We start from the raw sequence: 24,423 nt of genomic DNA, 5'->3' as shown, positions 1-24,423 counted from the left end.
GTCTCCCCGGACAGACTCTGGATTGCTTCGCTGCGCTCGCGATGACGAGGGGCTCAAGCCGTGCTCACCTCACGCCTCCAAAATCCCTTCCTCGATCGCCTTGATCTGGAGCGCGAGATATTTCGAGTTGATCCGGCACTGTGCGAGGCTGCCCGCGATGAACCACAGGCCGGGCTGTGCGGTGCGCGTATACATGTTGCGCAGCTCGAGACCGTCGCCGAAGCCCCAGACCGGACCGATGCGGTCGGCGATGCCGTCGCCGAACAGCTTTCGCACCAGATATTCCTGCGGCTTGTAGCCGGTTGAGAGCACGATGAGATCGGCTGCAACGGTGGTGCCGTCCTTCATCTGCGCACCGTCGGCCGTGAACCCCTCAATGTCGGAAAACTGTTTCAGCCTGATCTTGCCTTCGACGATCAGGTTGGAGCAGCCGACGTTGAAATAATAGCCGCCGCCGCGGGTAAGGTATTTGAACTGCCAGCCCGTGCCGGCCTCGCCGAAATCGAGCTTGAAGCCGACGCGGGCGAGGCCGTCGAGCAGCTCCTTGTCGAGCTCCTTCGACTGCTCCGTCAGCATCACATGCGTTTTCTTCGCCAGCGGCGTCGGCATCGAGGTCGCAATCAGATCATTGTCCTCGAGCGTGCCCTCGTTGTAGGTCGCATAGGCGAGTTGCGCCGACGGCTCGATATTGGTGACCAGCGTCGGCGAGCGCTGCACCAGCGTCACCTCGGCCCCGCTGGAGCAAAGATCCTGCGCGATGTCGTGGCCGCTGTTGCCGGTGCCGATGACGATGGCGCGCTTGCCCTGCCAGTTCTCGCCGTCCTCATAGCGGCTCGAATGCAGCAGCGTGCCCTTGAAATTGTCGAGGGTCGGAATGTCAGGCACGTTCGCGATGCCGCTGACGCCGGTCCCCATCACCACATGGCGCGGATGCATGGTGCGCTTGCTGCCGTCGGCGCGCCGCAGCGTGACCGTCCAGTGGCCCCTGGCCTCGTCATAGGCACCGCCCTCGAACTCGGTGCCGGTCCAGAAGTTCAGCTCCATGGCGTCGACATAGGATTCGAACCAGTTGGCGAGCTTGTCCTTGGGGATATAGGTCGGCCAGTTCGGCGGGAACGGCATGTAGGGCATGTGATTGACCTGCACCTGGTTGTGCAGGGTGAGCGCGTGGTAGCGCTTGCGCCAGTTGTCGCCGATCCGCGCCTCGCGATCGACGATCAGCGTGTCGATCTTCAACTGCTTCAGCCGTGCCGCGATGGCAAGCCCGGCCTGACCGCCGCCAACCACGAGCACGGTGGGATCGTGGTCGGCATAGTCGCGTGAGGCGTTGCGCAGATCGAGCCAGTTCGGACCGCGGAAGTCGCGCGAATAGGCCTGACCGCGCGGCCGCGATGTGCCGAGCTGTTCCTCGAATCCCTTGAGCTCGTCGAGCGCGGTGAGGAGCGTCCACGCCTTTAGCCGATCGCCGTCGGCGGTCTCGGGCACGAGCCGCACGATGCCGCTGCCGCGCCCCGTCGCGGTTTCGAAATCGAAGATGGCCTCGATCGTGTTGGTGCCGGCGCGCGTCACCCAGCGTGGTGGTGCGCGGTTGGGGGCGATCTCGAAGTTGGTCGGCGCTGCCTTTGGTGCGAATAGGGTCAGCGCTTGTGCGACCTCCTGGCGGCCGGCAAGCGTCTGCAGGTTCCAGCTGAGCGCCAGCACGTCGCGCCAGAAGCACTCGGCCACGAACAGGCGGTCGAGCGCGGCACGATCGGGCCTGCCAAGCGTGCGCTCGAACTCGTCGAGCCAGGCTTGCGCGGAAATGGCAATATCCTTGGTCTTGTCCAGCATGCGCGACCTCGTGCCGTCTTCGCGGCGTTTCCTCTCGAGCATGATCCGGAAAAGTGGGCTTCGATTTTCCGAAGAGATCATGGCTCATATTGTATGGAATCGAACGCTATACCGGTTCTCCGGTCGCCAAAAGCGCTTTACCCGAGCAGCGAGAGCATGTGGCCCTGCTCAGGCGGAATGCGCTCGCGTCAGGCCGACAGCACGCCCTCGCGCTTCTTCACCGCGCGATAGTAGCTCCACCACAGATGCGCGGCCGCGCCGCGCAGGGGGCGCCAGGGTTCGGCCAGCGGCGCCATCTGCTTTTCGGTCGGCCGCGCCTGCAGACCGAGGCCAATCTTGATTCCTTCCTGCACGGCGAGGTCGCCGGCCGGCCAGGCGTCGCCATGGCCGAGACAAAACAGCAGATAGACGTCGGCGGTCCACGGCCCGATGCCGGGCAGTGCAATCAGCGTGTGATGCGCGGCGTCGGCGTCTTCCTCGGCGAGCACGTCGAGGTTGAGCCGCTCCGCGGTGATTTCGCGCGCGAGATGTTTGAGCGTCTTGATCTTGGCGGCGGAAAGGCCGAGCCGCCCCAGCCGGTCGGTCCGGGCGCGGCGCACCGCGTCATGGTCGAACGGATTGAAGGCGGTGGACAGCCGTCCCCAGATCGCCGCGGCGCTGGCTGTGGAGAGCTGCTGGCCGCAGACGATGTGGGCAAGGCCGGCGAAGCCCGGCTCGCGCCGCCGCAGCGCCGGCATGCCCGCGACGTCGAGCACCGGCTTGAGGCGCGGATCGCGCTTGACCAGCGCCTGGACGGCGTCTTCGAGATCGGATTGGGTTTCGAGGTGGATGGTCATCGTGGCTCACTCGTCATGCGCGCTTGACCGGCGCATCCATCTCCTATCGTAACAGAGGCGAGCGGAAGCGACGCCGTCCTTCCGACGGCTATCCTCGGCAATGATGCGTACCATGAAAGCGATGCCACCCGTTTTCCGATTTGCCCCCAGCCCCAACGGCCACCTGCATCTCGGCCACGCTTATTCGGCGCTGCTGAACTTCGACCGCGCGTGCGAGACCGGCGGGCGGCTATTGCTGCGGATCGAGGACATCGATGCGGCGCGCTGCCGGCCGGAGTATGAGGTAGCGATCGAGGAGGACCTCGCCTGGCTCGGCATGGCCTGGGAGACGCCGGTCCGCCGCCAGTCCGAGCATCTGTCCGACTATCGCGCCGTGCTGGAAAAGCTGTCCGCGCTCGGCCTTGTCTATCCCGCCTTCGAAAGCCGTGCCGAGATCGCAAGGCTGGTGGCCGCGCGCGAGGCCGATGGGCCGTGGCCCCACGATCCCGACGGCGCGCCGCTCTATCCTGGCGACGCCAAATCGCTGCCGGCCGACCAACGGTCGAGGTTGATCGAAAGCGGTGCGCCTTATGCGCTGCGGCTCGACATGATGGCCGCCTGTCGCCGCGTCGCCGGGTTGACCTGGAATGAGCTGGGCGAGGGGCCCGATGGCGCGCACGGCATCGTGTCCGCGCGGCCCGAGGCCTGGGGTGACGTGATCCTGGCCCGCAAGGAGACGCCGACCAGCTACCATCTGTCCGTGGTCGTCGACGACGCCCTCCAGGGGATCAGCGAGGTGGTGCGGGGGCAGGACTTGTTTCACGCCACCTCCGTGCACCGTCTGCTGCAAGCCCTGCTCGGTCTGCCGGAGCCCGCCTACCGCCACCACGTCCTGATTCGGGACGGCGAGGGACGGAAGCTGTCGAAATCGAGCCTCTCGACCGGCCTGCGAGAGTTGCGCAAAGCCGGCGCATCGCCGGCCAGTATCCGCCGGTTGGTTGGATTAAACCAAGTTTCTCTGGGGGTTAGCAAAACGCCGCCGTGACTCCAGGGGTTCCGCCGTGCCATGCTTGCCTGACGGCCCGGGGGTTCGAAGGGGATACTTCGAAGGGGAGTTATGGCGGCGAAAACGCGCGCAGCGCGCACTACGCGGACGTCCAGGCGAGTGGTTCGGAAGCGGTCCGTGCCAGCCGCGAAGGTGCGCAGGCGCAGCCCCAGGGCGGTCACGCCGGACGTGGTCCAGGCGGCCCTTGCCGCCTTTGCCCATGAGGTCCGCACCCCCCTGACCGGAATTCTGGCGATCAGCGATCTGCTCGCAACCTCCGATCTCGGCGAGCGGGAACGGCGCTGGGCCGACACCATCAAGGCCGGCGCCGAGCATCTGGCGAGCCTCGCCACCCTGTTCGTCGATGCCGCCAGAACCGACAAGGGCCAGGGCGGCAGCACGCTGCGGCAGGATTTGTTCGACCTGCGGACGCTGGCTCGCAGCGCAGGCGATTCGCTCGCCGGCCGCGCCGCGGCCAAGGGCCTCCAGTCACAGGTCGATATCTCCGAAAAGCTGCCGGGGCTGGTGGTCGGCGATCCCGTCCGCCTGCGCGCTGCGCTCGAGAACCTGATCGACAATGCCGTGAAATTCACCGAGCTCGGCGGCGTGGCGCTCGCGGTCGCGCCCTGGCGTCCCGCCAAAGGTAAGGACAAGGCGAAGGGCAGGCCAAAGGGTAAGGCAAAGCAGAGGAGCAAAGTCGGCGTCGCCTTCTCGGTCTCCGACAGCGGCATCGGCCTCGCCATGGCCGAGATCAAGCGGCTGTTCCGCCCGTTTACCCAGGCCAATGTCACCATCGCCTCGCGCTTCGGCGGCGCCGGCCTCGGGCTATCCTCGGTGAAGCAATTGGCGCGCGCCATGGGCGGCGACATCTCGGTCGCGCCGCGGCGCGGCGGCGGCGCCACCTTCACATTGACGGTGTCTCTGGATGCAACGGGATCGGGCAGGTCCCGCAAGTCGAAGGACGAAGCCGATGTTGACGCAATGGCTGCGCTGCGCCTGCTCAGCGTCGAGGACAATCCGTTCGGCCGGGTCGTGCTCAACACCATCCTGACCGAGCTCGGCCATCATGCCGAGTTCATCGGGCGCGGCGAGGACGCGGTGAACCGGCTCGCGCAAGGCGCGTTCGACGCGGTGCTGATGGACATGGTGCTGCCGGGCATCGACGGGGTCGAGGCGATCAGGCGGATCCGCACCATGGCGCCTCCGCTGGCTCAGATCCCCATCATCGGCGTGTCTGGCCGTGGCGAGGACGAGGCGGCCTCGCGCCAGGCCGGCGCCGACGCCTTCCTGGTCAAGCCTGTGTCTCCGAGGGCTTTAGCGACTGCGCTGCTTGAAGCGACACGCCGTGAGGAAGCCGCGACTTGATGATCGCGGCGTTGAGTTCGCCGCCGTAAACGAAGATCGCGGCGATGAAATACAGAAACACCAGCGCGATGATCACCGAGGCAAGCCCTGCATACATCGTGACGTAGTTGTTGGCGAATCGCGCCAGATATTGTCCGAACACGATGCCCGAGATCAGCGAGGCCACGATGGTGAAGACAATGCCGGGCAGGATCTGGAGCAGGCCGCGCCGTCCGGCCGGCAGCCAGGCATGCAGGATCAGCAGCGCCACCACCAGCGCGCAGACGGTGATGCCGTAGCGCAGCCAGGTCAGGATGCTCTCGTTGGATTCGACGAACAGAGGAATGTAACGCCGCGCCGCCTCGATGACGAGCGGTCCGAGCACGATCAGGAATGCCATGGCGAGCGCAGTGAATGCGGCGACCAGCGTGTAGCCGATCGATTCCAGCCGCAGCCAGTACCAGCGCCGCATCTCGACCACAGCATAGGCGCGGTTGAGCGCGACACGGAGCGCCTCGACGCCGTTCGACGCGAAGTAGACCGAGAGGACCGCGCCGATGGTCAGTGCGCCGGAGCGGGTCGTGGTCAGCACGTCGTGGATTTCGCCTGAGAGCGAGTCGGCGACCTGACTGGGCCAGACTTGGAGCATCAGCCCGGCCGCCTGATCGGCGAGTTCCTTCGAGCCGAAGAATCCGGCGAGCGAGGTCAGCACGATCAGGAATGGGAACAGCGCCATCAAACTCGACAGCGCGATATGGCTCGCGATCGCCCAGCCGTCGTCGGCGAGGAACGTGTAGAAGGCATCCTCCACGACGACGTAGATGGTGCGGATGGCTTTCACGGCTTGCCTCGGCGCACTCGTTCGCCCCATGCGTGGGGAAAGGCGAACAAGCCGGGCAATTGACAGGGACCGCAAATCATATCGATACCATCTGATATTATTGGCCCAAAAGCCAGTTCGCGAAGCGCCCCCGCCGTCATTCCGGGGCGCGCGTTGCACGAGCCCGGAATCCATCTCGCCACTCGTAACGCGGCCCGATGGATTTCGGGTTCGATGCTTCGCATCGCCCCGGAATGACGGCAGTGGTTGCCGCGGCACCATAGCGCCGCCGCGCCCACGGTGATATCACCCCCCAATGGCATCTCTCCTGAGTACTTTCATCCTGCCGGTAGCAGCCGGCGCCGTGGCGGTGGTGCTGCTGCTTGGTCTCGTCAACATGATGCGCGGTGGCTCGCCCAACACCTCGCAGAAGCTGATGCGTTGGCGCGTGCTGCTTCAGTTCGTGGCGATCGTCGTCGCCATGCTCGCAGTCTGGGCGATGGGGCGATAAATGGTCACGCTCAACCGCATCTATACCAAGACTGGTGACGACGGCACGACGGCGCTCGGAACCGGGGAGCGGCGTCCGAAATACGATCTGCGCATCGCGGCCTATGGCACGGTCGACGAGACCAATGCCGCGATAGGCGTCGTTCGTCTGTACACAAAGGACGCGCCCGAGCTCGATGCGATGCTCGGCCGCATCCAGAACGATCTGTTCGATCTCGGCGCCGATCTCGCTGTTCCCGAACGCGAGGGCAAGGCCGAACGGCTTCGGGTGGTGGCAAGCCAGGTCGAGCGGCTCGAGCGCGATATCGACGCGCTCAACGACAAGCTCGCGCCACTGACCTCCTTCGTATTGCCGGGCGGCACGCCTGCCGCCGCCTACCTCCACGTCGCCCGCACGATTTGCCGCAGGGCGGAACGGGTGATGGTGGAACTGGCGGCCCGGCCCGGCGAGCCCGTCGGGACGGCTGGCATCCATTATATGAACCGCCTGTCGGACTTCCTGTTCGTGGCCAGCCGTGCCGCTAACCATAACGGTGCCGGTGACGTGCTTTGGGTTCCCGGTCAGAATCGCTGACCCCCGGGATCGCTATCCATTCAGCCGCGCATTTCTAAGGTCTAAAATTTGGCCCCTTCGCGCGTTGACCGGGCCGGATCAGCCCTTTAGGTTCCGCGCCAGTTGATAACCCCCCTCCCAAATTGAGTGAAAGAGGATCGATGAAGGTCTTGGTGCCGGTAAAGCGGGTGGTCGATTACAACGTCAAGGTCCGCGTCAAGAGCGATGGATCGGGCGTTGAACTCGCCAACGTCAAAATGTCCATGAACCCGTTCGACGAAATCGCCGTCGAGGAAGCGCTGCGCCTGAAGGAAGCCGGCAAGGCGACCGAAGTCGTGGTGGTCTCCATCGGGCCTGCGCAGGCGTCGGAGACGATCCGCACCGGTCTTGCCATGGGCGCCGATCGCGGCATCCTGGTGAAGGCCGACGGCATCATCGAGCCGCTCGCCGTCGCCAAGATCCTGAAGAAGGTCGCGGAAGAAGAGCAGCCGGGCCTGATCATTCTCGGCAAGCAGGCAATCGACGACGACAGTAATCAGACCGGTCAGATGCTGGCCGCACTGCTCGGCTGGTCGCAGGCGACGTTCGCTTCGAAGCTCGAGGTCGAAGGCTCCGACTTCAAGGTTACCCGCGAAGTCGACGGGGGCTTGCAGACCGTGAAGCTGAAGGGACCGGCGATCGTCACCACCGATCTGCGTCTCAACGAGCCGCGCTATGCTTCGCTGCCGAACATCATGAAGGCCAAGAAGAAGCCGATCGCGGAGAAGACCGTTGCCGACTACGGCGTCGACGTCACTGCGCGCCTCGAAGTTCTGAAGACGGCTGAGCCCGCGGGCCGCAAGGCCGGCGTCAAGGTCAAGGACGTCGCCGAGCTGGTGTCGAAGCTCAAGAACGAAGCCGGGGTGCTCTGATGACGACGTTGCTGATTGCTGAACACGAACACGAGGTCCTCAAGGACTCCACCAACAAGGCGCTCACCGCGGCGTCCCAGCTCGGCGGCGATGTCCACGTGCTGGTCGCCGGCGGCGGGCAGGGCACCAAGGCTGCGGCCGATGCGGCCGCCAAGCTTGCCGGTGTCGCCAAGGTGCTGGTCGCCGAAGGCGAAACCTATGCGCACGATCTCGCCGAGCCGCTGGCCGCTCTAATCGTGTCGCTGGCCCCGTCCTACGACGCGATCGTCGCGCCCGCGACCTCGCGCTTCAAGAACGTGATGCCGCGCGTCGCTGCCCTGCTCGACGTCATGCAGGTCTCGGAGATCATCAAGGTGGTCGCGCCCGACACCTATGAGCGTCCGATCTATGCCGGCAACGCCATCCAGACGGTGAAGTCAAAGGACGCCAAGAAGGTCATCACGGTCCGCACCTCGACCTTCGCTGCAGCCGGTGAAGGCGGCGGCGCCGCCGTCGAGAGCGTCGCGGCTGCGGCCGATCCGGGCCTGTCGTCCTTCGTCGGCGAGGAAGTCGCCAAGAGCGACCGTCCCGAGCTGACCTCGGCCAAGATCATCGTCTCCGGTGGCCGTGCCATGCAGAGCCGTGAGAACTTCGCCAAATACATCGAGCCGCTCGCCGACAAGCTCGGCGCCGGCGTCGGTGCCTCGCGCGCGGCGGTGGACGCCGGCTATGCGCCGAACGACTGGCAGGTCGGCCAGACCGGCAAGGTCGTCGCCCCTGAGCTCTACGTCGCGGTCGGCATATCCGGCGCGATCCAGCATCTGGCCGGCATGAAGGACTCCAAGGTGATCGTCGCGATCAACAAGGACGAGGACGCGCCGATCTTCCAGGTCGCCGATTACGGCCTGGTCGCCGACCTCTACCAGGCGGTTCCTGAGCTGACCGACGCGCTCGCCAAGCTCGGCAAGTAAAAACGCGATAAAAACACCGGCCGGAGTGCTACACTCCGGCCGGTGTTTCTTTTTCGAGGCGTTTTCTTTGGCGTGGGGCACGCCGGGGAAGCGATCCAATCTAGGTTTCGAGCCAAGGTTCTGGTTAAATCGGACCTCCCGGCTCGGGGAATTAAGCAGGCGCGATATGCGCGCCGTTCCGGTGGATGACATTATGGCGGCAGTGATCAAGAAGGTCGGCGTGATCGGCGCGGGGCAGATGGGCAACGGCATCGCGCATGTCGCGGCGCTGGCCGGCTTCGACGTGGTGCTGAACGACATCTCGGCCGACCGCCTCAAATCCGGCATGGCCACCATCAATGGCAATCTGGCGCGCCAGGTCTCCAAGAAGGGCGTCACCGAGGACGACAAGGCCAAGGCGATGGCGCGCATCTCGCTGGCCGAGAAGCTCGACGACCTTGCCGACTGCGATCTCGTCATCGAGACCGCAGTCGAGAAGGAAGAGGTCAAGCGCAAGATTTTCCACGAGCTCTGCGCGGTGCTGAAGCCGGAAGCGATCGTCGCTTCCGACACGTCCTCGATCTCGATCACGCGGCTGGCTGCTGCCACCGACCGGCCCGAGCGTTTCATCGGCATTCACTTCATGAATCCGGTGCCGCTGATGGAGCTGGTCGAGTTGATCCGCGGCATCGCCACCGACGATTCGACCTTCGAGGCGTCCAAGGAATTCGTTGCCAAGCTCGGCAAGCAGGTCGCGGTCTCCGAGGATTTCCCGGCCTTCATCGTCAACCGCATCCTGCTGCCGATGATCAACGAGGCGATCTACACGCTGTACGAAGGCGTCGGCAACGTCGAGGCGATCGACGCGGCGATGAAGCTCGGTGCCCACCATCCGATGGGCCCGCTGGAGCTGGCCGATTTCATCGGCCTCGATACCTGCCTGTCCATCATGCAGGTGCTGCATGAAGGGCTCGCCGATTCCAAGTACCGCCCGTGCCCGCTGCTGGTGAAATACGTCGAGGCGGGCTGGCTCGGCCGCAAGACTCAGCGCGGTTTCTACGACTACCGCGGCGCCAAGCCGGTTCCGACGCGCTGATCCGATCCGCTTCGTGACAATTCATGTCGCGTTAACCCATCGTCCGTAGTCTGCCGCCCGTAAATAGGGTTTGCGTAATGGACATGATGGCGATGGTCAGCACCATGCTGGCCGCTCAGCAAGGCGCGCTGCAGTCGAATATCTCGGCGACGCTGATGAAGCAGAACGCGGATATGGAGAAATCCACCGTCCTCACGCTGCTCGGCGCTGGTCAGCCCTCGCTCGCCAATGTCGGCGCCGGCGTCGGCGGCAACCTCAACGTCACCGCCTGAACTGCTAGAACGATGCGGCGGCCTTGCCCTTCGCGGCCCGGAGCAGCTTGAGCGCGTCCTCGCTCGCCCATTCCGCCGGCCCTGCGATCGTCGCGATCTCGCAGCCCTGCGGATCGACCAGCACCGAGGTCGGCATGCCCAGGGCCCGGCCTATGGCCTTAAGATCCTGAAATACCTTGGCTTTCTGGTCGTTGAAGTAGCCGAGCCGGGTCAGATTGGCCTCTTTCAGGAAGGTCTTGGGCTTCTCGGGGTCGCGGGTGTCGATATTGATCGCCACCACCTCGAAATTCGGGCCCGCCAGCTTGCCCTGGAGCTCGTCCAGCGCCGGCATCTCCTTGCGACACGGCACGCACCAGGTGGCCCAGAGGTTCACCAGCAGCGTCTTGCCGCGGAAATCGGACAGCTTCTTCGGCTTGCCGTCGGCGTCCTCGAACGCCAGGTCAGGCAGCTTTAGGGGCGCGCTCGCCATGGTCAGGGCCGCCACCTCGCCATGGGCGAGCGGGGCAATTTTCTGCGCGGTTGCGACCGCCGGCTTGCAGGTCGGATCGCCTGAGGGCGACCGGCTCAGGCCCAGCCCGTACAGCGCGGCGAAGCCGGCCAGCCCCCCGATCGCCACCGTGGCGATGACGAGGGGGATCCGGCGCGTGGCGGAGGGCTTCTGGTCGAGCATATCGTTTGTCATCCGGTCGCAGATATGGCTATCAGGGGCCTCTTAATACGGCTGGCTCCGGCCAGCAAACGTGGTGAGCGGCAGGCAAGGCGTGAGCAGGGGATCATGAGCAACAAGATGTGGGGCGGCCGGTTCTCGGAACGCCCCGATGAGATCATGGAAGAGATCAACGTCTCCATCGACGTCGATCGTCACCTCTTTGCCCAGGACATTGCCGCATCCAAGGCCCACGCCGCGATGCTTGCCAGCCAGGGCATCATCACGGCCTCTGATGCGAAAAATATCGGCAAGGGTCTAGACACGATTCTGTCAGAGATCGGCTCGGGCGGCTTCACGTTCAAGCGCGCGCTCGAAGACATCCATATGAATGTCGAGAGCCGCCTGTCCGAGCTGATCGGCCCGGCCGCCGGCCGCCTGCACACCGCGCGCTCGCGCAACGACCAGGTCGCAACCGATTTCCGTCTCTATGTCCGCGATATCCTCGACGAGACCGATGCCGCGCTCGCCACGTTCCAGGCGGCGCTGGTCAACCGCGCGCTCGAACATGCCGCGACCGTGATGCCCGGCTTCACGCATCTGCAGACCGCGCAGCCCGTGACCTTCGGCCACCACCTGCTCGCCTATGTCGAGATGGCCGCGCGCGACCGCGGCCGCTTCCAGGACGCTCGCAAGCGGCTCAATGAATCGCCGCTTGGCGCCGCCGCGCTTGCCGGCACCTCGTTCCCGATCGACCGCCACGCCACGGCGAAGGCGCTCGGCTTCGACCGCCCGATGGCGAATTCGCTCGATGCGGTCTCCGACCGCGACTTCGTGCTGGAGACGTTGTCGGCGGCCTCGATCTGCGCCGTGCATATGTCGCGCTTCGCCGAGGAGATCGTGATCTGGACCTCGCCGCTGGTCGGCCTGATCCGGCTCAGTGACAAGTTCACCACCGGTTCCTCGATCATGCCGCAGAAGCGCAATCCGGATGCCGCCGAGCTCGTGCGCGCCAAGACCGGCCGCGTCATCGGCGCGCTCAACGGTCTGTTGATCGTGATGAAGGGCCTGCCGCTCGCCTATCAAAAGGACATGCAGGAGGACAAGCAGGGCGCCATGGAGGGCTTTGCCGCGCTGTCGCTGGCGATCCGCGCCATGACGGGCATGGTCCGCGATCTCGTCCCCGACGAGGCAAAGATGAAACTTGCTGCCGGCGAGGGCTATGCCACCGCGACCGATCTCGCCGACTGGCTGGTGCGGACGCTGAAGATGCCGTTCCGCGATGCCCATCACGTCACTGGCCGCATCGTGGCCAAGGCTGCCGAGGGCGGCGTGGCGCTGCATGAGCTGCCGCTCAAGGAGATGCAGGCGATCGAGCCCAGGATCACCAAGGACGTGCTCGGCGTGCTCTCGGTCGAATCGTCGGTGAAGAGCCGGACCAGCTTCGGCGGCACCGCGCCGAAGAACGTGGCGGCTCAGGCCAAGGCTTGGGTGAAGCGGCTGGAAAAAGAGCGAAAATTGGGCTGAGGGCAAAATTTCGCTTATGTTTCATGGTCATCCGGCTCTCGCCAGAGCGCGCCAATCTCTGTATGGTGCGGCCCGCGTAGTGGGGATTTCGTCGTGACGTCAAAGTTTCGCCCGACCGGCTCGGGGTGGGCCATCATTGTCTTGAGCCTGACGGCGCTCGCGCTTGCCGGCTGCGGCCGCAAGGGCCCGCTCGATCTGCCGCCGACCGCCTCCAGCGCGTCCACGGCCAATGTCGCGGCTCCGACCGACACCGAGACCGAAGCCCAGAGGACGCCGAGCGTGTTCAATCCCACCTATGGTGCGGATGCAGCGCCGGCGGCGACGAAGGGCAGGAAGAAACCGTTTATCCTCGACCCCCTTCTGGACGAAAGACCCAGCCGCTAAGGCAGGGTAGCTGAGCCATGCCATGAATCATTTCGACTATCGCAACGGCGTGCTGCACGCCGAGGCGGTGAACCTGTCCGAGCTGGCCGCAGCCGTCGGCACGCCGTTCTATTGCTATTCGACCGCGACGCTGGAGCGCCACTACCGCGTCTTCACCGACGCTTTCGCCGGCGAGAAGGTGCTGGTCTGCTACGCCATGAAGGCGAACTCCAACCAGTCCGTGCTGCGCACGCTGGCGAAGCTTGGCGCGGGCGCCGACGTCGTCTCCGGCGGTGAATTGAAGCGTGCGCTGGCCGCCGGCATCCCCGCCAGCAAGATCTTGTTCTCCGGTGTCGGCAAGACCGAAGACGAGCTGCGTGCCGCGCTGGCCGCCGACATTCTCTGCCTCAACGTGGAATCCGAGCCCGAACTCGAGCTGTTGTCGCGGCTCGCGACCGAGACGGGCAAGACCGCGCGCATCTCGTTGCGCGTCAATCCGGACGTCGACGCCGGCACGCACGCCAAGATCTCGACTGGAAAATCCGAGAACAAGTTCGGCATCCCGATCGCGCACGCCCGCGAGGTCTATGCCCGCGCCGCCAGGCTGCCGGGCATCGAGGTGACGGGCACCGACGTGCATATCGGCAGCCAGATCACGGACCTCTCCAGCATGGAGACTGCGTTCCGCATCCTTGCCGAATTCGTGCAGACGCTGCGAGCCGACGGGCACGACATCAGCCACGTCGATTTCGGCGGCGGCCTCGGCATTCCCTATTACATGGACCGCGAGGCGCCGCCGGCGCCCGACGTCTATGCCGCCATGGTCAAGCGTGTCAGTCACAATCTCGGCTGCACGCTGATGTTCGAGCCGGGCCGCATGATCGTCGGCAATGCCGGCATCCTCGTCGCCAAGGTGATCTATGTGAAGCACGGTGACGGCAAGAACTTCGTCATCATCGATGCCGCGATGAACGATCTGATCCGGCCGACGCTGTACGAAGCCCATCACGACATCCTGCCGGTGACGCAAGCCGCGAAGGGCGCAGCCACCATCCTGGCCGACGTCGTCGGCCCGGTCTGCGAGACCGGCGACTATCTCGCATTGGACCGCACTCTGCCGACGCCGAAGCCCGGCGATCTCATCGCCATCATGACCGCGGGCGCCTATGGCGCGGTGCAGGCAGGCACCTACAACACGCGGCCGCTGGTGCCCGAGGTGCTGGTGAAGGGCGATCAGTACGCCGTGGTGCGCCCGCGCATCGAGGTCGAGCAGCTCATCGCGATGGACAAGCCGGCACCGTGGTTGTGAGGTAGTGAGGGGCTGAAAGGCCGCGCAACAATCTCGGTGTCGTCCCCGCGTACGCGGGGACCCATAACTACAGGGAGGAGTTGTGACGCGGATCCGGTAACTCAGAGCCTTCGCCAAACTTCTCCCTGTGGCTATGGATCCCGGGCTCGCGCTTCGCGCGCCCCGGGATGACGAGAGGCGTGTGGGATAGCTACTTCCCCGTCACTCCACCCTTGGTACCGCCAACTACGACCCCCGCCTTCTTCTCGATCGGCTTGATCGCCGCGGTGAAATCGGACTCGGCGCCTTCCGCGCTGATCACGGTCTCCCACAGTCGCCCGACCGCTTCCGCGACCTCCATCGACAGGCCGAGCGACTTCATCTCCTCCAGCGCCAGCCGCACGTCCTTCACCATCAATCCCGTGGCGAAACCGAAGTCGAAAGTTCGCGGCAGCACCGAGCGTGGAAACTTGTCGCGGCTCGCGGTGTTCATGCCCGAGCCGGCGTTGATGACGTCAATCATCACGGCGGGATCGAGCCCGGCCTTGACGCCCATCACCACTGCCTCCGACGTCGCAACCATCGCGGTGGCGGACAGGAAATTGTTGGCGAGCTTCATGGTCTGCGCCGCGCCCGGTTTCTCGCCGATGAAAAACACCTTCCCGATCACGTCGAGCGCGGGCTTGAGCAGTTCGAACTCCGCTTTCGGCCCCGACACCATCACCGCCAGCGTTCCCTTCTCGGCGCCGCCGACGCCGCCGGAGACGGGGCAGTCGATCTGCACGATGTTGCGCTTCGCCAGGAGGTCGTGAATCTTCGAAGCCATCGTCGAGCCGACGGTGGAGAGATCGATGAAGCGTTTGGCGCAGCTCCCCTCAATCACGCCGTTCGCGCCCGTGGCGACCTCGAGCGAGGCCTGCAGCGAGGGCAGGCTCGCCATCACGGTCTCGACCTGGTCGGCGACGTCCTTCGGTGATGTCGCAGCAGTCGCGCCGCGGGCAACGAGCCTGTCCGTGACCTCCTTGCGCGTGTCGAACACGACGAGCTTGTGGCCAACCTCGATCAGGCGCCGCGCCATCGGGAAACCCATGTTTCCGAGGCCGATGAATCCGATGTCCATGGTGTTGTTTCCTTCTTTTCTTCGTTGTTGTGAAAGATGCTTGATCGACCCGCGGTGTCGTCCCGGGGCATCGCGAAGCGATGAGCCCGGGACCCATAATCCCAGGGAGAAGTCGTTGCGCGAAGGCGGTCACTCCGAGTCCCGCTAACCACGTCGTCCGGTGGTTATGGATCCCAGGCTCGCGCTTGGCGCGCCCCGGGATGACGGAGGAGAGACTGGCCTCACGCCTTGCCGTCGATTTCCGCGAACACCTCGCGCGCGATGCGGAAGCTGTCCACTGCGGCCGGCATGCCGCCGTAGATCGCGACCTGCATCAGGATCTCGCGGATTTCGTCGCGGCTGACGCCGTTGGTCAGCGCGCCCTTCAGATGCGCGCGAAACTCGTGCTGGCGGTTGAGGATCGCGATCATGGCGATGTTGAGCATGCTGCGGGTCTTGCGCGGCAGCTCCTCGCGGCCCCACACCGTACCCCAGCAATATTCGTTGAGCATCTCCTGGAACGGACGGTTGAAGTCGTCCACGTTCTTCAGGGCGTTGTCGACATAGGCCTCGCCCAGCACCGCTTTGCGGACTTCCAGGCCCTTGTCGTGCATCTTCTTGTCCATGGCGTTCCCTCTGTTTCCCTTGGATGGCGGCGCGGAAATTACGGGGTTGCGGTGGGCCAGTCACGTCCTCGTGTTATGCGGGAAAAGGGGGCTCTCCCGTACGGGAACGGATGCCTCAGTGCTGCCGTTGTGGTAGGCTTCTCTCCCGGGCAACCTGGAGAGTTGATTGAACGGCGTCACACCCGACCCGTCAGACCCGATCCGCGATGGCGACGCTCTGTCGCGGCTGAAGCTGGCGCAGGCCCTGCAACGGGCCACTTATGCCATCGCGTGGGAACGTGCCTGGCCGCATCTGGCTCGGGTCTTGACGGTTGTCGGCCTGTTCCTGGTGGTGTCCTGGGCCGGCCTGTGGCTGGTGCTGCCGTCCGTCGTGCGGGCCATCGGTCTTATCCTCTTTGCCGGCATCGCCATTGCCGCCCTTGTTCCCTTGATTCGTTTCCGCTGGCCGCGTCGCGAAGAGGCTCTGGCCCGGCTCGACCGCGGCTCCGGCATCCGTCACCGCCCGGCGACGACGCTCACGGACACGCTGACCTCGCAGGACCCGATCGCGCAGGCGCTGTGGCAGGCGCAGCGCGAGCGCACATTGGCCTCGCTCAAGCGGATCCGTGCCGGCCTGCCGCATCCGCGCCTTGCCTTGCACGATCCCTGGGCGCTGCGCGCGCTGGTCATGGTGATGCTGGTCGCGACCTTCTTTGCCGCCGGCAGCGAGCGCGCGATGCGGCTCGGAGCCGCTTTCGACTGGAACGGTGTGCTGGCACCAAGCAACGTTCGCGTCGATGCCTGGGTCACCCCGCCGCTCTATACCGGCAAGCCGCCGATCATCCTCTCGGCCGCCAACAAGGAGGCCGCGGCGCTGCCCGCCAGCGGTCCGCTCGCGGTGCCCGCCGGCTCGACCCTGATCGTGCGCTCGTCCGGCGGCAGCCTGGATGTCGCCATCTCCGGCGGCCTCAAGGAGGTCGCACCCACCGAGGCTGCGCCCAAGGGCACCAACGAGAAGCACTTCACCATCGCGGGCGACGGCAGCGCGCATGTCCGCGCGCCCTCGGGCCAGCCGCAATGGGCCTTCACGGCGATGCCGGACCGCGCGCCGACGATCGCGCTCGCCAAGGATCCCGAACGTCAGGCCTATGGCGCGCTGCAGCTGTCCTACAAGATCGAGGACGATTACGGCGTCACCGCCGCCGCCGCGCAGATCGTTCCGCGCGCCGCCGACGGCACGGAAGGGACCAAGGACGCAACCAGGGATACCGACGGCAAAGCCGCGCGGCCGCTGTACCAGCCGCCGCAATTCCCGCTGACGCTGCCCAATGCGCGGACCCGCAACGGCGTCGGCCAGACGGTGAAGGACCTCAGCGAGGATCCCTATTCCGGCGCAGATGTCACCCTGACCCTCACCGCCAAGGATGAGGCCGGCAACGAGGCGAAGAGCGAGCCCTTCAACATGCGCCTGCCGGGGCGGCTGTTCACCAAGCCGCTGGCCCGCGCGCTGATCGAGCAGCGCCGCATTCTCGCGCTCGACGCCAACAGGAATTCCGACGTCTACAGCGCGCTCGACGCGCTGATGATCGCGCCCGAGATGTTCACACCGGAAGCCGGCCAGTATCTCGGTCTCCACAGCGTCGCGCGCCAGCTCGAGGCGGCGCGCACCGACGATTCCCTGCGTGAGGTCGTGGCGAGCCTGTGGGCGCTGGCGGTGACGATCGAGGACGGCAACATCAGCGACGTCGCCAAGGCATTGCGCGCAGCGCAGGACGCGCTCAAGCAGGCGCTTCAGCGCGGCGCCAGCGACGAAGAGCTCAAGAAGCTCATGGACAATCTGCGGACCGCGCTGGACAATTACATGCGCCAGTATGCGCAGCAGATGCGCAACAATCCGCTGGCGCGGCCGGCCGTCGGCCTCGACGACCAGATGAAGCGGATCGAGCGGCTGATCCAGCGCGGCAACCGTGACGCGGCCGCGCGCGAGCTGGACCGGCTGGCGCGTTTGCTGGAGCGGCCCCCAGGGCCGCCCAGCGCCGAGCAGCGCGAGATGGACGAGATCGCGCGCGAGCTCAACGACCTGCTCCGCGAGCAGAACGCGCTTCGGGACGAAACCGACCGCCAGAGCAAGGACGCCAAGCGCGGTCCGCGTACCAAGCCTCTGCCGCCCAAGGTCGCGGAGATCCTGCGCAAATCGAGGGAGCTGCGGCAGAAGACCCGGGGCGCCACCAGCGATCAGCTGGACGATCTGGCAAAGCAGCAGGAAGCCTTGCGTGAAGAGCTCAAGACCTGGCGTGAATCCCAGGGGAGCAGATAGCTCATGAAGCACATCTCGATCTGGCACAACGGGACGACACGGGGACGGCTTGCGACGGCATGCCTCGTCCTTGCGCTATCCTGCTCCATGGTTTCGATCGGTCTCGCCCAGTCGTCGCGCGCCGACCAGAAGAGTCTGGACGCGCTGCTCGACAGCGCCGATCGGTCGATGAAGCAATCTGCCGACAGCCTGAAGGACAAGAACACGGACGAAAGCGTCGGCCAGCAGTCGAAGGCGATCAGGGACATGGAGAAGTATCTCTATCCCGATCCAAACGATCCATCGGCCCAGCGCGAGGGGTCTCAGGATACTCAGGACCGCCAGGAACAATTGAAGAAGCGGCTGGAGGCCCTCAAGAAGAAGCTCGCCGAGATGGGCCTGCAGCAGGACGGTCAGAAAGGCCAGCGCGGGCAGAAGCAGCCGGGGCAGCAGGGCCAACAAGGACAGCAGGGCCAGGGTCAGGACGGCGACCAGGATGGCGATGACGGCTTCGACGCCGCCGAGAACGCCATGGGCGACGCCGGCAATCAGATCGGCGAAGGCGATGCCGATGGTGCGACGGCATCGCAGGGCAAGGCCATCGACGCCCTGCGCAAGGGTATGCAGGATCTGGCCGACTCGATGGGCGGGCAGCAACAGGGCGAGGGCCAGGAGCCGGGCGACGGCGAGGGCCCCGGCCAGGCTGTCGGACGCCAGCAAGGTAACGGCGAACGGACCGACCCGCTGGGTCGGCCGCTCCGCGGCAAGGAATATAGCGACGACTACACGGTCAAGATTCCCGGCGAGATCGACGCCCAGCGAGCCCGCCGCATCCTCGAAGAGCTCCGCCGCCGCCTGAGCGATCCGGCGCGTCCGCAGATCGAGCTCGATTATCTCGAGCGTCTGTTGAAGGATTTCTGACAGCACACTCCGTGTATCGCCCGATTTAATCGGGCGATACAGTATTCCAGAGACGACTGTGATTGAACCGAGAAGCCACAGCGTACTGGATGCCCCGGTCAAGCCGGGGCATGACAGCGGAATGCAGGGCACACAGTCCCGCCGCTACCCCTTCTTCGCCGCCAGCGCGTCCGCCACCGCCGTGCGGATGTCCGCGACCGAGAACGGTTTCGTCACGACGTCATGCACCAGCGCGTTCAAGTTCGAGGCGCGCTCGCGCTGATCGGCAAATCCGGTCATCAGCAGAATGGTCAGATCGGGGAAGTCGCGCGCGACGGAGAGGGCGAGTGCGATGCCGTCCATGACAGGCATCTGGATGTCGGTGAGCAGGAGATCGAACGCGCCGTCCTCGCGGGTCAGGATCTCCAGCGCCTCGGCGCCGTCCTGCGCCGTGACGGTCTCGTGGCCATCCATGGCGATGGCGCGCGCCACCAGTTGGCGCATCGAATCCTCGTCGTCGGCGATCAAGACTTTCGGCATCAGACCAACCCTTGGGACGCGCCTTCCCGTGCGGGACCCTGCGTCGCTGATTATACGCTGCCGCCGGCAATGTCGCGCCGGTTGAAGAAGCGAACGTCGATATTGCGGCCCTCCGGCGGCGGCGAGGCCAGGCGCGACCGGAAGAAGGCGCGCTCGCCGGGCTGCAGCACGGTTTGCTCGAGCACGGTATTCCAGGCGTAGATCTCGGCGCCCTGCGCGTCGCGCACCGCAAAGCGCAAGCGCGGGATATCGAGCGGCTTCTTGCCCTGGCCGACAATGACGCCCTCGATCACAAGTACCTGTTTACCCTCCACGGTCTCGCTGGAGAGCTTGACGTCCCTGAAGGTCAGCCCGCGCAGGTTCACCTCAAAACCGACCATCTTGTAGAATGCCGCCGTCTGCGGCAGCAGCCGCACCATGTCTCCGCGCCAGATCACCAGCGCCAGCACCAGCGCGCCCATGGCGGCGCAGGCTGCCGGCAAGCCAAAATAGGATTTTCGCGGAGCCGTGGCGGCGACCGGGCGGCTCACCCGCGCCCCGCGGCGGGGGAACAGGCTACGGAACCAGGACTGGTGCCAGACGCCGGCGACATCCTCCTCGGCGGAACGGGCGGCCGCTGACCACTCGTCCTCAATTTCCTTGGCGTCCTCGGCCGGCCAGTCGCTGGCGATCGACGGACTGTCGACCACAGGCGTATCGGCGGCACCATCATCCTCGGCGTAGGAGTTCCACTCTGCGGCGAGGTCGGACTGGTCGTTGCCCCGGCTGGCTGCGGCCATGGCCGGGACGGAGGCCTCCTCGATGGCGTCCTCGGCATAGGCGACCCAGGTCTCCTTGCAGCGGGAGCAACGGACCGTCCGGCCGTTGGCGCCCAGGCTTCCAAGCTTGATGGCGTAGGATGTCGTACAATGGGGACAGACGATATGCATGGACACGAGCCTTGATGCACGGACAGGTCTTGACGATGCCCCGATCCGGGAGAGCCGGGCACTCCAAATGCTACAGGCCGACCGTTAACGAACCGGAAACCATAACGGCCGCACAACCCCTTGATCGCGCGTGGCGGAGCGTCGCGGCGCGGCTGTCGCCACCTCTCGAACGGAGCTGAACTTGGTTCGGTTCGAAAATGTCGGATTGCGTTACGGTTTGGGGCCGGAGATCCTGCGCGACCTCAACTTCCAGATCCCGGCGCATTCGTTCCAGTTCCTCACGGGCCCGTCCGGCGCCGGCAAGACGTCATTGCTGCGCCTGCTGTTTCTGTCGCACCGGCCGACGCGGGGCCTCGTCAATCTGTTCGGCCACGACGTCTCGCAACTCGGCAAGGACGAGATCGCCGACCTGCGCAAGCGCATCGGCATCGTGCTCCAGGATTTCCGTCTGCTCGACCACATGACGACGTATGAGAACGTGGCCCTGCCGTTCCGCGTCATGGGCCGCAGCGAGTCGAGCTATCGCAAGGAAGTCATCGATCTCCTGAAATGGGTCGGGCTTGGCGAGCGCATGGACGCGTTGCCGCCGATCCTGTCCGGCGGCGAGAAGCAGCGTGCCGCGATCGCGCGCGCGGTGATCTCGCGGCCGCAGCTCCTGCTCGCGGACGAGCCGACCGGCAGCGTCGATCCGACGCTCGGACGCCGCCTGCTGCGACTCTTCATCGAGCTCAACAAATCCGGCACTGCCGTCATCATCGCCACCCACGACATTGCCCTGATGGACCAGTACGAGGCGCGTCGCTTCGTGCTGCATCAGGGGCGGCTGCACGTTTATGAGTAGGACCGACGAGCGCGGCGTGCTGGTCGACCTCGGACAAGAGCGTCCGCAGCTTCCGGCCAGGGCGCGCAACATGTCGCCGATCGTGCCGCGCGCCTCGATCCAGGGCCGCGCGCTGGTCGCCGTCGTCGCCATCATGACGTTCCTCGCCTCGATGACCACGGGCGCGGTGCTGCTCGTCAGCGCCTCCGCCGCCGAATGGCAGTCGGACGTCGCGAGCGAAATCACCATCCAGGTCCGCCCGCAGTCCGGCCGCGATCTTGATCGCGACACGGCCGCGGTGACTGAGGTGATGCGCGCGCAGGCCGGCATCGTCGAAGTCAAGCCGTTCACCAGGGAAGAGAGCGGCAAGCTGCTCGAGCCCTGGCTCGGCACCGGATTGTCGATGGATGATCTGCCGGTGCCGCGCATGATCATCGCGCGCGTGCAGCCGGGCACGGCGCTCGATCTCGGCGCCTTGCGCGCCCGCGTGACCCAGGCGGCCCCAAGCGCCAGCGTCGACGACCACCGCGCCTGGATCGAGCGGATGCGCTCGATGACCAACGCCACGGTGCTCGCGGGTCTCGGCATTCTCGCGCTCGTCATCATCGCCACCATCATCTCGGTCTCGTTCGCGACTCGCGGCGCCATGGCGGCGAACCGCCCGATCGTCGAGGTTCTCCATTTCGTCGGCGCCGGCGATCGCTACATCGCCAACCGCTTTCTGCGTCATTTCCTTCGCCTGGGGCTGGAGGGCGGCCTGATCGGCGGCGGGGCCGCCATGCTGGTGTTCGGCTTCTCCGAGTCGATCGCCGGCTGGTTTTCCGGTACTCCCGTCGGCGACCAGTTCGCCGCGCTGCTCGGCACTTTCTCGCTGCGGCCATCGGGCTATGCCGTGCTCGCGGTGCAGGCGGTGCTGATCGGCGCCATCACAGCCGTCGCCTCGCGCCAGACGCTGTTTGCGACGCTGAATGATGTGGACTAGGTCCGACAAACCGGACTCCACTTCGCCTCAAAACGTCCTAAAATCATCCGGGGAAGGGATCACCGACATCACATGACCTCGCCGACCGACGATCGATCGCCGAAATTGCCGCGCGGCTGGCTGCGCGCGACTGTTGTGTCGACGATCGCGCTCGTCTTCGTCGGCGCGGCGGCGGGGTTCATCGCGTTCCTGTCGCAATTGCGCGGCGCCGAGATCGTGCCGGACCGCAAGGCTGACGGCATCGTGGTGCTGACCGGCGGCTCCTCGCGGGTCTCGGATGCGATGGAACTGCTGGCGGCCGGCTACGGCAAGCGGCTGTTGATCTCCGGCGTGCACCCGACCTCGACGGCAAGCGACATCTCGCGGACGCTGCCGGAGAACCAGTCCTTCATGCATTGCTGCGTCGATCTCGATCGCACCGCGGTTTCGACCCGCGGCAACGCGGCCGAGGCGCGGCGCTGGGCCGAGGGGCGCGGCTTCCGATCGCTGATCGTGGTCACCTCGAACTACCACATGCCCCGCGCGCTGGTGGAATTCTCGCACGCGATGCCGGAGACGACACTGATCCCGTTCGCGGTGGTCGGCGACAAATGGCGTGAGGAGCCGTGGTGGACCTCGGCTTCGACGCTGCGGCTGCTGATGTCCGAATATGTCAAGTATATCGCGGCCGAGCTCAGGGTCCGGCTGGAGGATTTCGGGATTGACCTTTCGCCCGAGATGTCGGAGCAGCCTCCCGGGCTGCAGCCGAAGCGGCCCGCCACCGCACAGGCCAATTGACCGGCAAAGTAATCGGCAAATTTCTCGGAGCGTCGATGTTCTTGATTTTCCTGCGCTCGCTCGTGTTCAACGTCCTGTTCTACACAGTGCTGGTGTGCCTCGCGATCGTGGCGCTGCCGACCTTCGCGTTGCCGCCGCGCGCCATGCTGACGGTCGCGAAATGGTGGGCGCAGGCGACGCTGTTTCTGATGCGCGTGATCTGCAACATCAAGGTCGAATTCCGCGGTGTCGAGAAGATCCCGCAGGGGCCGCTGGTGATCGTGGCGAAGCATCAATCGTTCTGGGAGACCTTTGTGCTGCCGGGCTTCTTCAATCGCCCGATCTTCATCCTCAAGCGCCAGCTCATGCAGATCCCGGTGTTCGGTCAGTTCCTGGTCAAGACCGGGATGATCGCGATCGACCGCAAGGCCGGCGTGAAGGCGCTGCTGGACATGACGCGCCGGGCGCGCGATGCGGTGCGCGGCGGCGGACAGCTCGTGATCTTTCCGGAAGGCACGCGCCGCGCGCCGGGCGCTCCGCCCGACTACAAGACCGGCTTTGCGCAGATCTATTCGTCCTGCGGCGTGCAGTGCCTGCCGATCGCGCTCAATTCCGGCCTGTTCTGGCCGCGCCGCACCTTCATGCGTTATCCCGGCACGCTGGTGGTGGAGTTCCTCGATCCGCTGCCGCCAGGCCTGCCGAAGGATGAGTTTCTCTCCCGCGTGCAAGCCGCGATCGAAGAGGCGACCGGCGGTCTCGTCGAAGCGGGCCGCAGGGAGCAGGAGCAGCTCATCGGCGCCTCGCCGAGCTACGCTCCGTCGGAGAGTTAGCGGTTCTCTCGATCGTCCGCCGGAGCCGGCGCGTGCAGGGAATGCGCCTCGCCATGCAGCATCAGTGCGAGTTGATGCAATTGCGTATCGCGAAAACCTTCGGCCTCGATCGCCTTCACCGTCGCTGTGACATAGTCGCGGTTGGCGCCGGACTGGCCGTGGCCCTGGAGCACGTGGCGATGCTGATCGGCGAGCGACAGGCGGCCGGCATATTGCACATGGCCGCGGTCGACGACATAGACGAGCGCGGAAACGCGCTGCCGCGCGTCGCCCTCGAGCCACACCGAGCGCATCACTTCGCGATAGACCGAGGTGACCTGTTCGCGCGCGCGCAGATAGGCGACGACGTCGGTGCGGTTCTTCTCGGCGACGCGGAAGGCGATGCCGCGGCAGGCGCCGCCGCGGTCGAGCCCGAGCACCAGCCCCGGCTTTTCCGGCGTGCCGCGATGCACGAAGGAATAGACGCAGAGCGCGCGATGCTCGCCGACCAGCCGCGCCGGGACGCGTTCCTCGAATTCGAAGCCCGGCCGCCACATCAGCGAGCCGTAGCCGAACACCCAGAGGTCGCCCTTGGCTGTGGTGACGGAGGGGAGGGTGATTTCCGACATTTCGGGCACGGCTACCAGAACCGAGCCCCCAAGCGAAGCGAATTCTCCGCCTTTCGGCGCAACCCAACCTCGCTTACATTTGCCATCATCTGAGGTCAAAGGGTCGCCG

Annotated in this window: 26 protein-coding genes; 17 read left to right on the top strand and 9 right to left on the bottom strand. The window is 65.6% G+C overall.

From position 1 onward, the window contains the following. Window positions 1–69: 69 nt before the first annotated feature. Both FNV92_RS31960 and FNV92_RS31955 read right to left on the bottom strand, forming a co-directional pair. Window positions 70–1,830 carry a flavin-containing monooxygenase gene (locus tag FNV92_RS31960; RefSeq protein WP_143843108.1) on the bottom strand — a complete coding sequence of 587 codons (1,761 nt, stop codon included), beginning with the start codon at window positions 1,828–1,830 and terminating at the stop codon, window positions 70–72. A 188-nt stretch (window positions 1,831–2,018) separates the two neighbouring features. Beyond that, window positions 2,019–2,666 carry a DNA-3-methyladenine glycosylase family protein gene (locus FNV92_RS31955; protein ID WP_143843109.1) on the bottom strand — a complete coding sequence of 216 codons (648 nt, stop codon included), beginning with the start codon at window positions 2,664–2,666 and terminating at the stop codon, window positions 2,019–2,021. Window positions 2,667–2,787: 121 nt separating this feature from the next. On the opposite strand from FNV92_RS31955, the gene gluQRS reads away from it, so the two are divergent. Both gluQRS and FNV92_RS31945 read left to right on the top strand, forming a co-directional pair. Beyond that, window positions 2,788–3,690, top strand: coding sequence for a tRNA glutamyl-Q(34) synthetase GluQRS (gluQRS, locus tag FNV92_RS31950; RefSeq protein ID WP_143846157.1), 903 nt, complete (start codon window positions 2,788–2,790; stop codon window positions 3,688–3,690). Window positions 3,691–3,762: 72 nt separating this feature from the next. Beyond that, complete coding sequence (locus FNV92_RS31945) at window positions 3,763–5,055, top strand: ATP-binding protein (protein WP_143843110.1); 1,293 nt, start codon at window positions 3,763–3,765, stop codon at window positions 5,053–5,055. Here FNV92_RS31945 and FNV92_RS31940 read toward each other — a convergent pair. Beyond that, window positions 4,982–5,875: a YihY/virulence factor BrkB family protein gene (locus tag FNV92_RS31940; RefSeq protein ID WP_143843111.1), complete on the bottom strand. Its 894-nt coding sequence runs from the start codon at window positions 5,873–5,875 to the stop codon at window positions 4,982–4,984. The genes FNV92_RS31945 and FNV92_RS31940 overlap by 74 nt on opposite strands. Before the next feature lie 295 nt (window positions 5,876–6,170). Here FNV92_RS31940 and FNV92_RS31935 point away from each other — a divergent pair, with 295 nt between their 5' ends. The 6 genes from FNV92_RS31935 to FNV92_RS31910 all read left to right on the top strand — a co-directional run bounded on the left by FNV92_RS31935 (window position 6,171) and on the right by FNV92_RS31910 (window position 10,125). Further along, the gene (locus FNV92_RS31935) at window positions 6,171–6,365 is read left to right on the top strand and encodes a twin transmembrane helix small protein (protein ID WP_015688858.1); all 195 of its coding nucleotides are present in this window, start codon (window positions 6,171–6,173) and stop codon (window positions 6,363–6,365) included. Beyond that, window positions 6,366–6,938, top strand: coding sequence for a cob(I)yrinic acid a,c-diamide adenosyltransferase (locus FNV92_RS31930; RefSeq protein WP_015688857.1), 573 nt, complete (start codon window positions 6,366–6,368; stop codon window positions 6,936–6,938). It abuts the gene before it with no gap. 140 nt (window positions 6,939–7,078) lie between these two features. Then, entirely contained in the window at window positions 7,079–7,828 is a 750-nt protein-coding gene (locus FNV92_RS31925) for an electron transfer flavoprotein subunit beta/FixA family protein (protein ID WP_143843112.1), read from the top strand. Continuing rightward, on the top strand, window positions 7,828–8,778 hold the full coding sequence (locus tag FNV92_RS31920) for an electron transfer flavoprotein subunit alpha/FixB family protein (protein ID WP_143843113.1): 951 nt from the start codon (window positions 7,828–7,830) through the stop codon (window positions 8,776–8,778). Before FNV92_RS31925 ends, FNV92_RS31920 begins: the two co-directional genes overlap by 1 nt. Window positions 8,779–8,971: 193 nt before the next feature. Further along, window positions 8,972–9,853: a 3-hydroxybutyryl-CoA dehydrogenase gene (locus tag FNV92_RS31915; protein ID WP_041749092.1), complete on the top strand. Its 882-nt coding sequence runs from the start codon at window positions 8,972–8,974 to the stop codon at window positions 9,851–9,853. Window positions 9,854–9,930: 77 nt separating this feature from the next. After that, window positions 9,931–10,125 carry a hypothetical protein gene (locus FNV92_RS31910; RefSeq protein ID WP_015688853.1) on the top strand — a complete coding sequence of 65 codons (195 nt, stop codon included), beginning with the start codon at window positions 9,931–9,933 and terminating at the stop codon, window positions 10,123–10,125. A 4-nt stretch (window positions 10,126–10,129) separates the two neighbouring features. Here the strand turns inward: FNV92_RS31910 and tlpA are convergent, their stop codons facing one another. Continuing rightward, window positions 10,130–10,795, bottom strand: coding sequence for a thiol:disulfide interchange protein TlpA (gene tlpA / locus FNV92_RS31905; protein ID WP_143843114.1), 666 nt, complete (start codon window positions 10,793–10,795; stop codon window positions 10,130–10,132). 105 nt (window positions 10,796–10,900) lie between these two features. On the opposite strand from tlpA, the gene argH reads away from it, so the two are divergent. The 3 genes from argH (at window position 10,901) to lysA (ending at window position 13,970) form a co-directional block, all read left to right on the top strand. Continuing rightward, entirely contained in the window at window positions 10,901–12,298 is a 1,398-nt protein-coding gene (gene argH / locus FNV92_RS31900; protein WP_143843115.1) for an argininosuccinate lyase, read from the top strand. A 93-nt stretch (window positions 12,299–12,391) separates the two neighbouring features. Next, a complete protein-coding gene (lptM, locus tag FNV92_RS31895) occupies window positions 12,392–12,682 on the top strand; it encodes an LPS translocon maturation chaperone LptM (protein WP_143843116.1) in 291 nt (96 codons plus the stop codon). Window positions 12,683–12,704: 22 nt separating this feature from the next. Beyond that, a complete protein-coding gene (gene lysA / locus FNV92_RS31890) occupies window positions 12,705–13,970 on the top strand; it encodes a diaminopimelate decarboxylase (RefSeq protein ID WP_143843117.1) in 1,266 nt (421 codons plus the stop codon). A gap of 190 nt (window positions 13,971–14,160) precedes the next feature. On the opposite strand, the gene FNV92_RS31885 is transcribed toward lysA, so the two are convergent. Then, window positions 14,161–15,069, bottom strand: a complete 909-nt coding sequence (locus FNV92_RS31885) for an NAD(P)-dependent oxidoreductase (protein WP_143843118.1) — start codon at window positions 15,067–15,069, stop codon at window positions 14,161–14,163. Window positions 15,070–15,290: 221 nt separating this feature from the next. After that, on the bottom strand, window positions 15,291–15,674 hold the full coding sequence (locus FNV92_RS31880) for a carboxymuconolactone decarboxylase family protein (RefSeq protein WP_143843119.1): 384 nt from the start codon (window positions 15,672–15,674) through the stop codon (window positions 15,291–15,293). Window positions 15,675–15,840: 166 nt separating this feature from the next. On the opposite strand from FNV92_RS31880, the gene FNV92_RS31875 reads away from it, so the two are divergent. After that, window positions 15,841–17,970, top strand: coding sequence for a TIGR02302 family protein (locus FNV92_RS31875; RefSeq protein WP_143843120.1), 2,130 nt, complete (start codon window positions 15,841–15,843; stop codon window positions 17,968–17,970). Window positions 17,971–17,973: 3 nt separating this feature from the next. Next, window positions 17,974–18,870, top strand: coding sequence for a DUF4175 family protein (locus FNV92_RS31870; RefSeq protein ID WP_143843121.1), 897 nt, complete (start codon window positions 17,974–17,976; stop codon window positions 18,868–18,870). Between the two features lie 144 nt (window positions 18,871–19,014). Here FNV92_RS31870 and FNV92_RS31865 read toward each other — a convergent pair whose 3' ends face one another. Then, entirely contained in the window at window positions 19,015–19,389 is a 375-nt protein-coding gene (locus tag FNV92_RS31865; protein WP_041748584.1) for a response regulator, read from the bottom strand. 50 nt (window positions 19,390–19,439) lie between these two features. After that, window positions 19,440–20,318, bottom strand: a complete 879-nt coding sequence (locus FNV92_RS31860; RefSeq protein WP_143843122.1) for an MJ0042-type zinc finger domain-containing protein — start codon at window positions 20,316–20,318, stop codon at window positions 19,440–19,442. Window positions 20,319–20,499: 181 nt separating this feature from the next. On the opposite strand from FNV92_RS31860, the gene ftsE reads away from it, so the two are divergent. From ftsE to FNV92_RS31840, 4 genes are all read left to right on the top strand, one after another. Then, complete coding sequence (gene ftsE, locus FNV92_RS31855) at window positions 20,500–21,159, top strand: cell division ATP-binding protein FtsE (protein WP_015688842.1); 660 nt, start codon at window positions 20,500–20,502, stop codon at window positions 21,157–21,159. Further along, a complete protein-coding gene (locus FNV92_RS31850; protein WP_143843123.1) occupies window positions 21,152–22,120 on the top strand; it encodes a cell division protein FtsX in 969 nt (322 codons plus the stop codon). Before ftsE ends, FNV92_RS31850 begins: the two co-directional genes overlap by 8 nt. Window positions 22,121–22,192: 72 nt before the next feature. Beyond that, on the top strand, window positions 22,193–22,897 hold the full coding sequence (locus tag FNV92_RS31845) for a YdcF family protein (protein WP_015688840.1): 705 nt from the start codon (window positions 22,193–22,195) through the stop codon (window positions 22,895–22,897). A 35-nt stretch (window positions 22,898–22,932) separates the two neighbouring features. Then, entirely contained in the window at window positions 22,933–23,706 is a 774-nt protein-coding gene (locus tag FNV92_RS31840) for a lysophospholipid acyltransferase family protein (protein WP_143843124.1), read from the top strand. Here FNV92_RS31840 and FNV92_RS31835 read toward each other — a convergent pair. Continuing rightward, window positions 23,703–24,314: a gamma-glutamylcyclotransferase gene (locus FNV92_RS31835; RefSeq protein ID WP_168213459.1), complete on the bottom strand. Its 612-nt coding sequence runs from the start codon at window positions 24,312–24,314 to the stop codon at window positions 23,703–23,705. The genes FNV92_RS31840 and FNV92_RS31835 overlap by 4 nt on opposite strands. Between the last annotated feature and the right edge of the window lie 109 nt (window positions 24,315–24,423).

This window comes from Bradyrhizobium cosmicum (assembly GCF_007290395.2).
Lineage (GTDB): Bacteria > Pseudomonadota > Alphaproteobacteria > Rhizobiales > Xanthobacteraceae > Bradyrhizobium > Bradyrhizobium cosmicum.
This window is presented reverse-complemented; position numbering and strand designations above follow the sequence as displayed.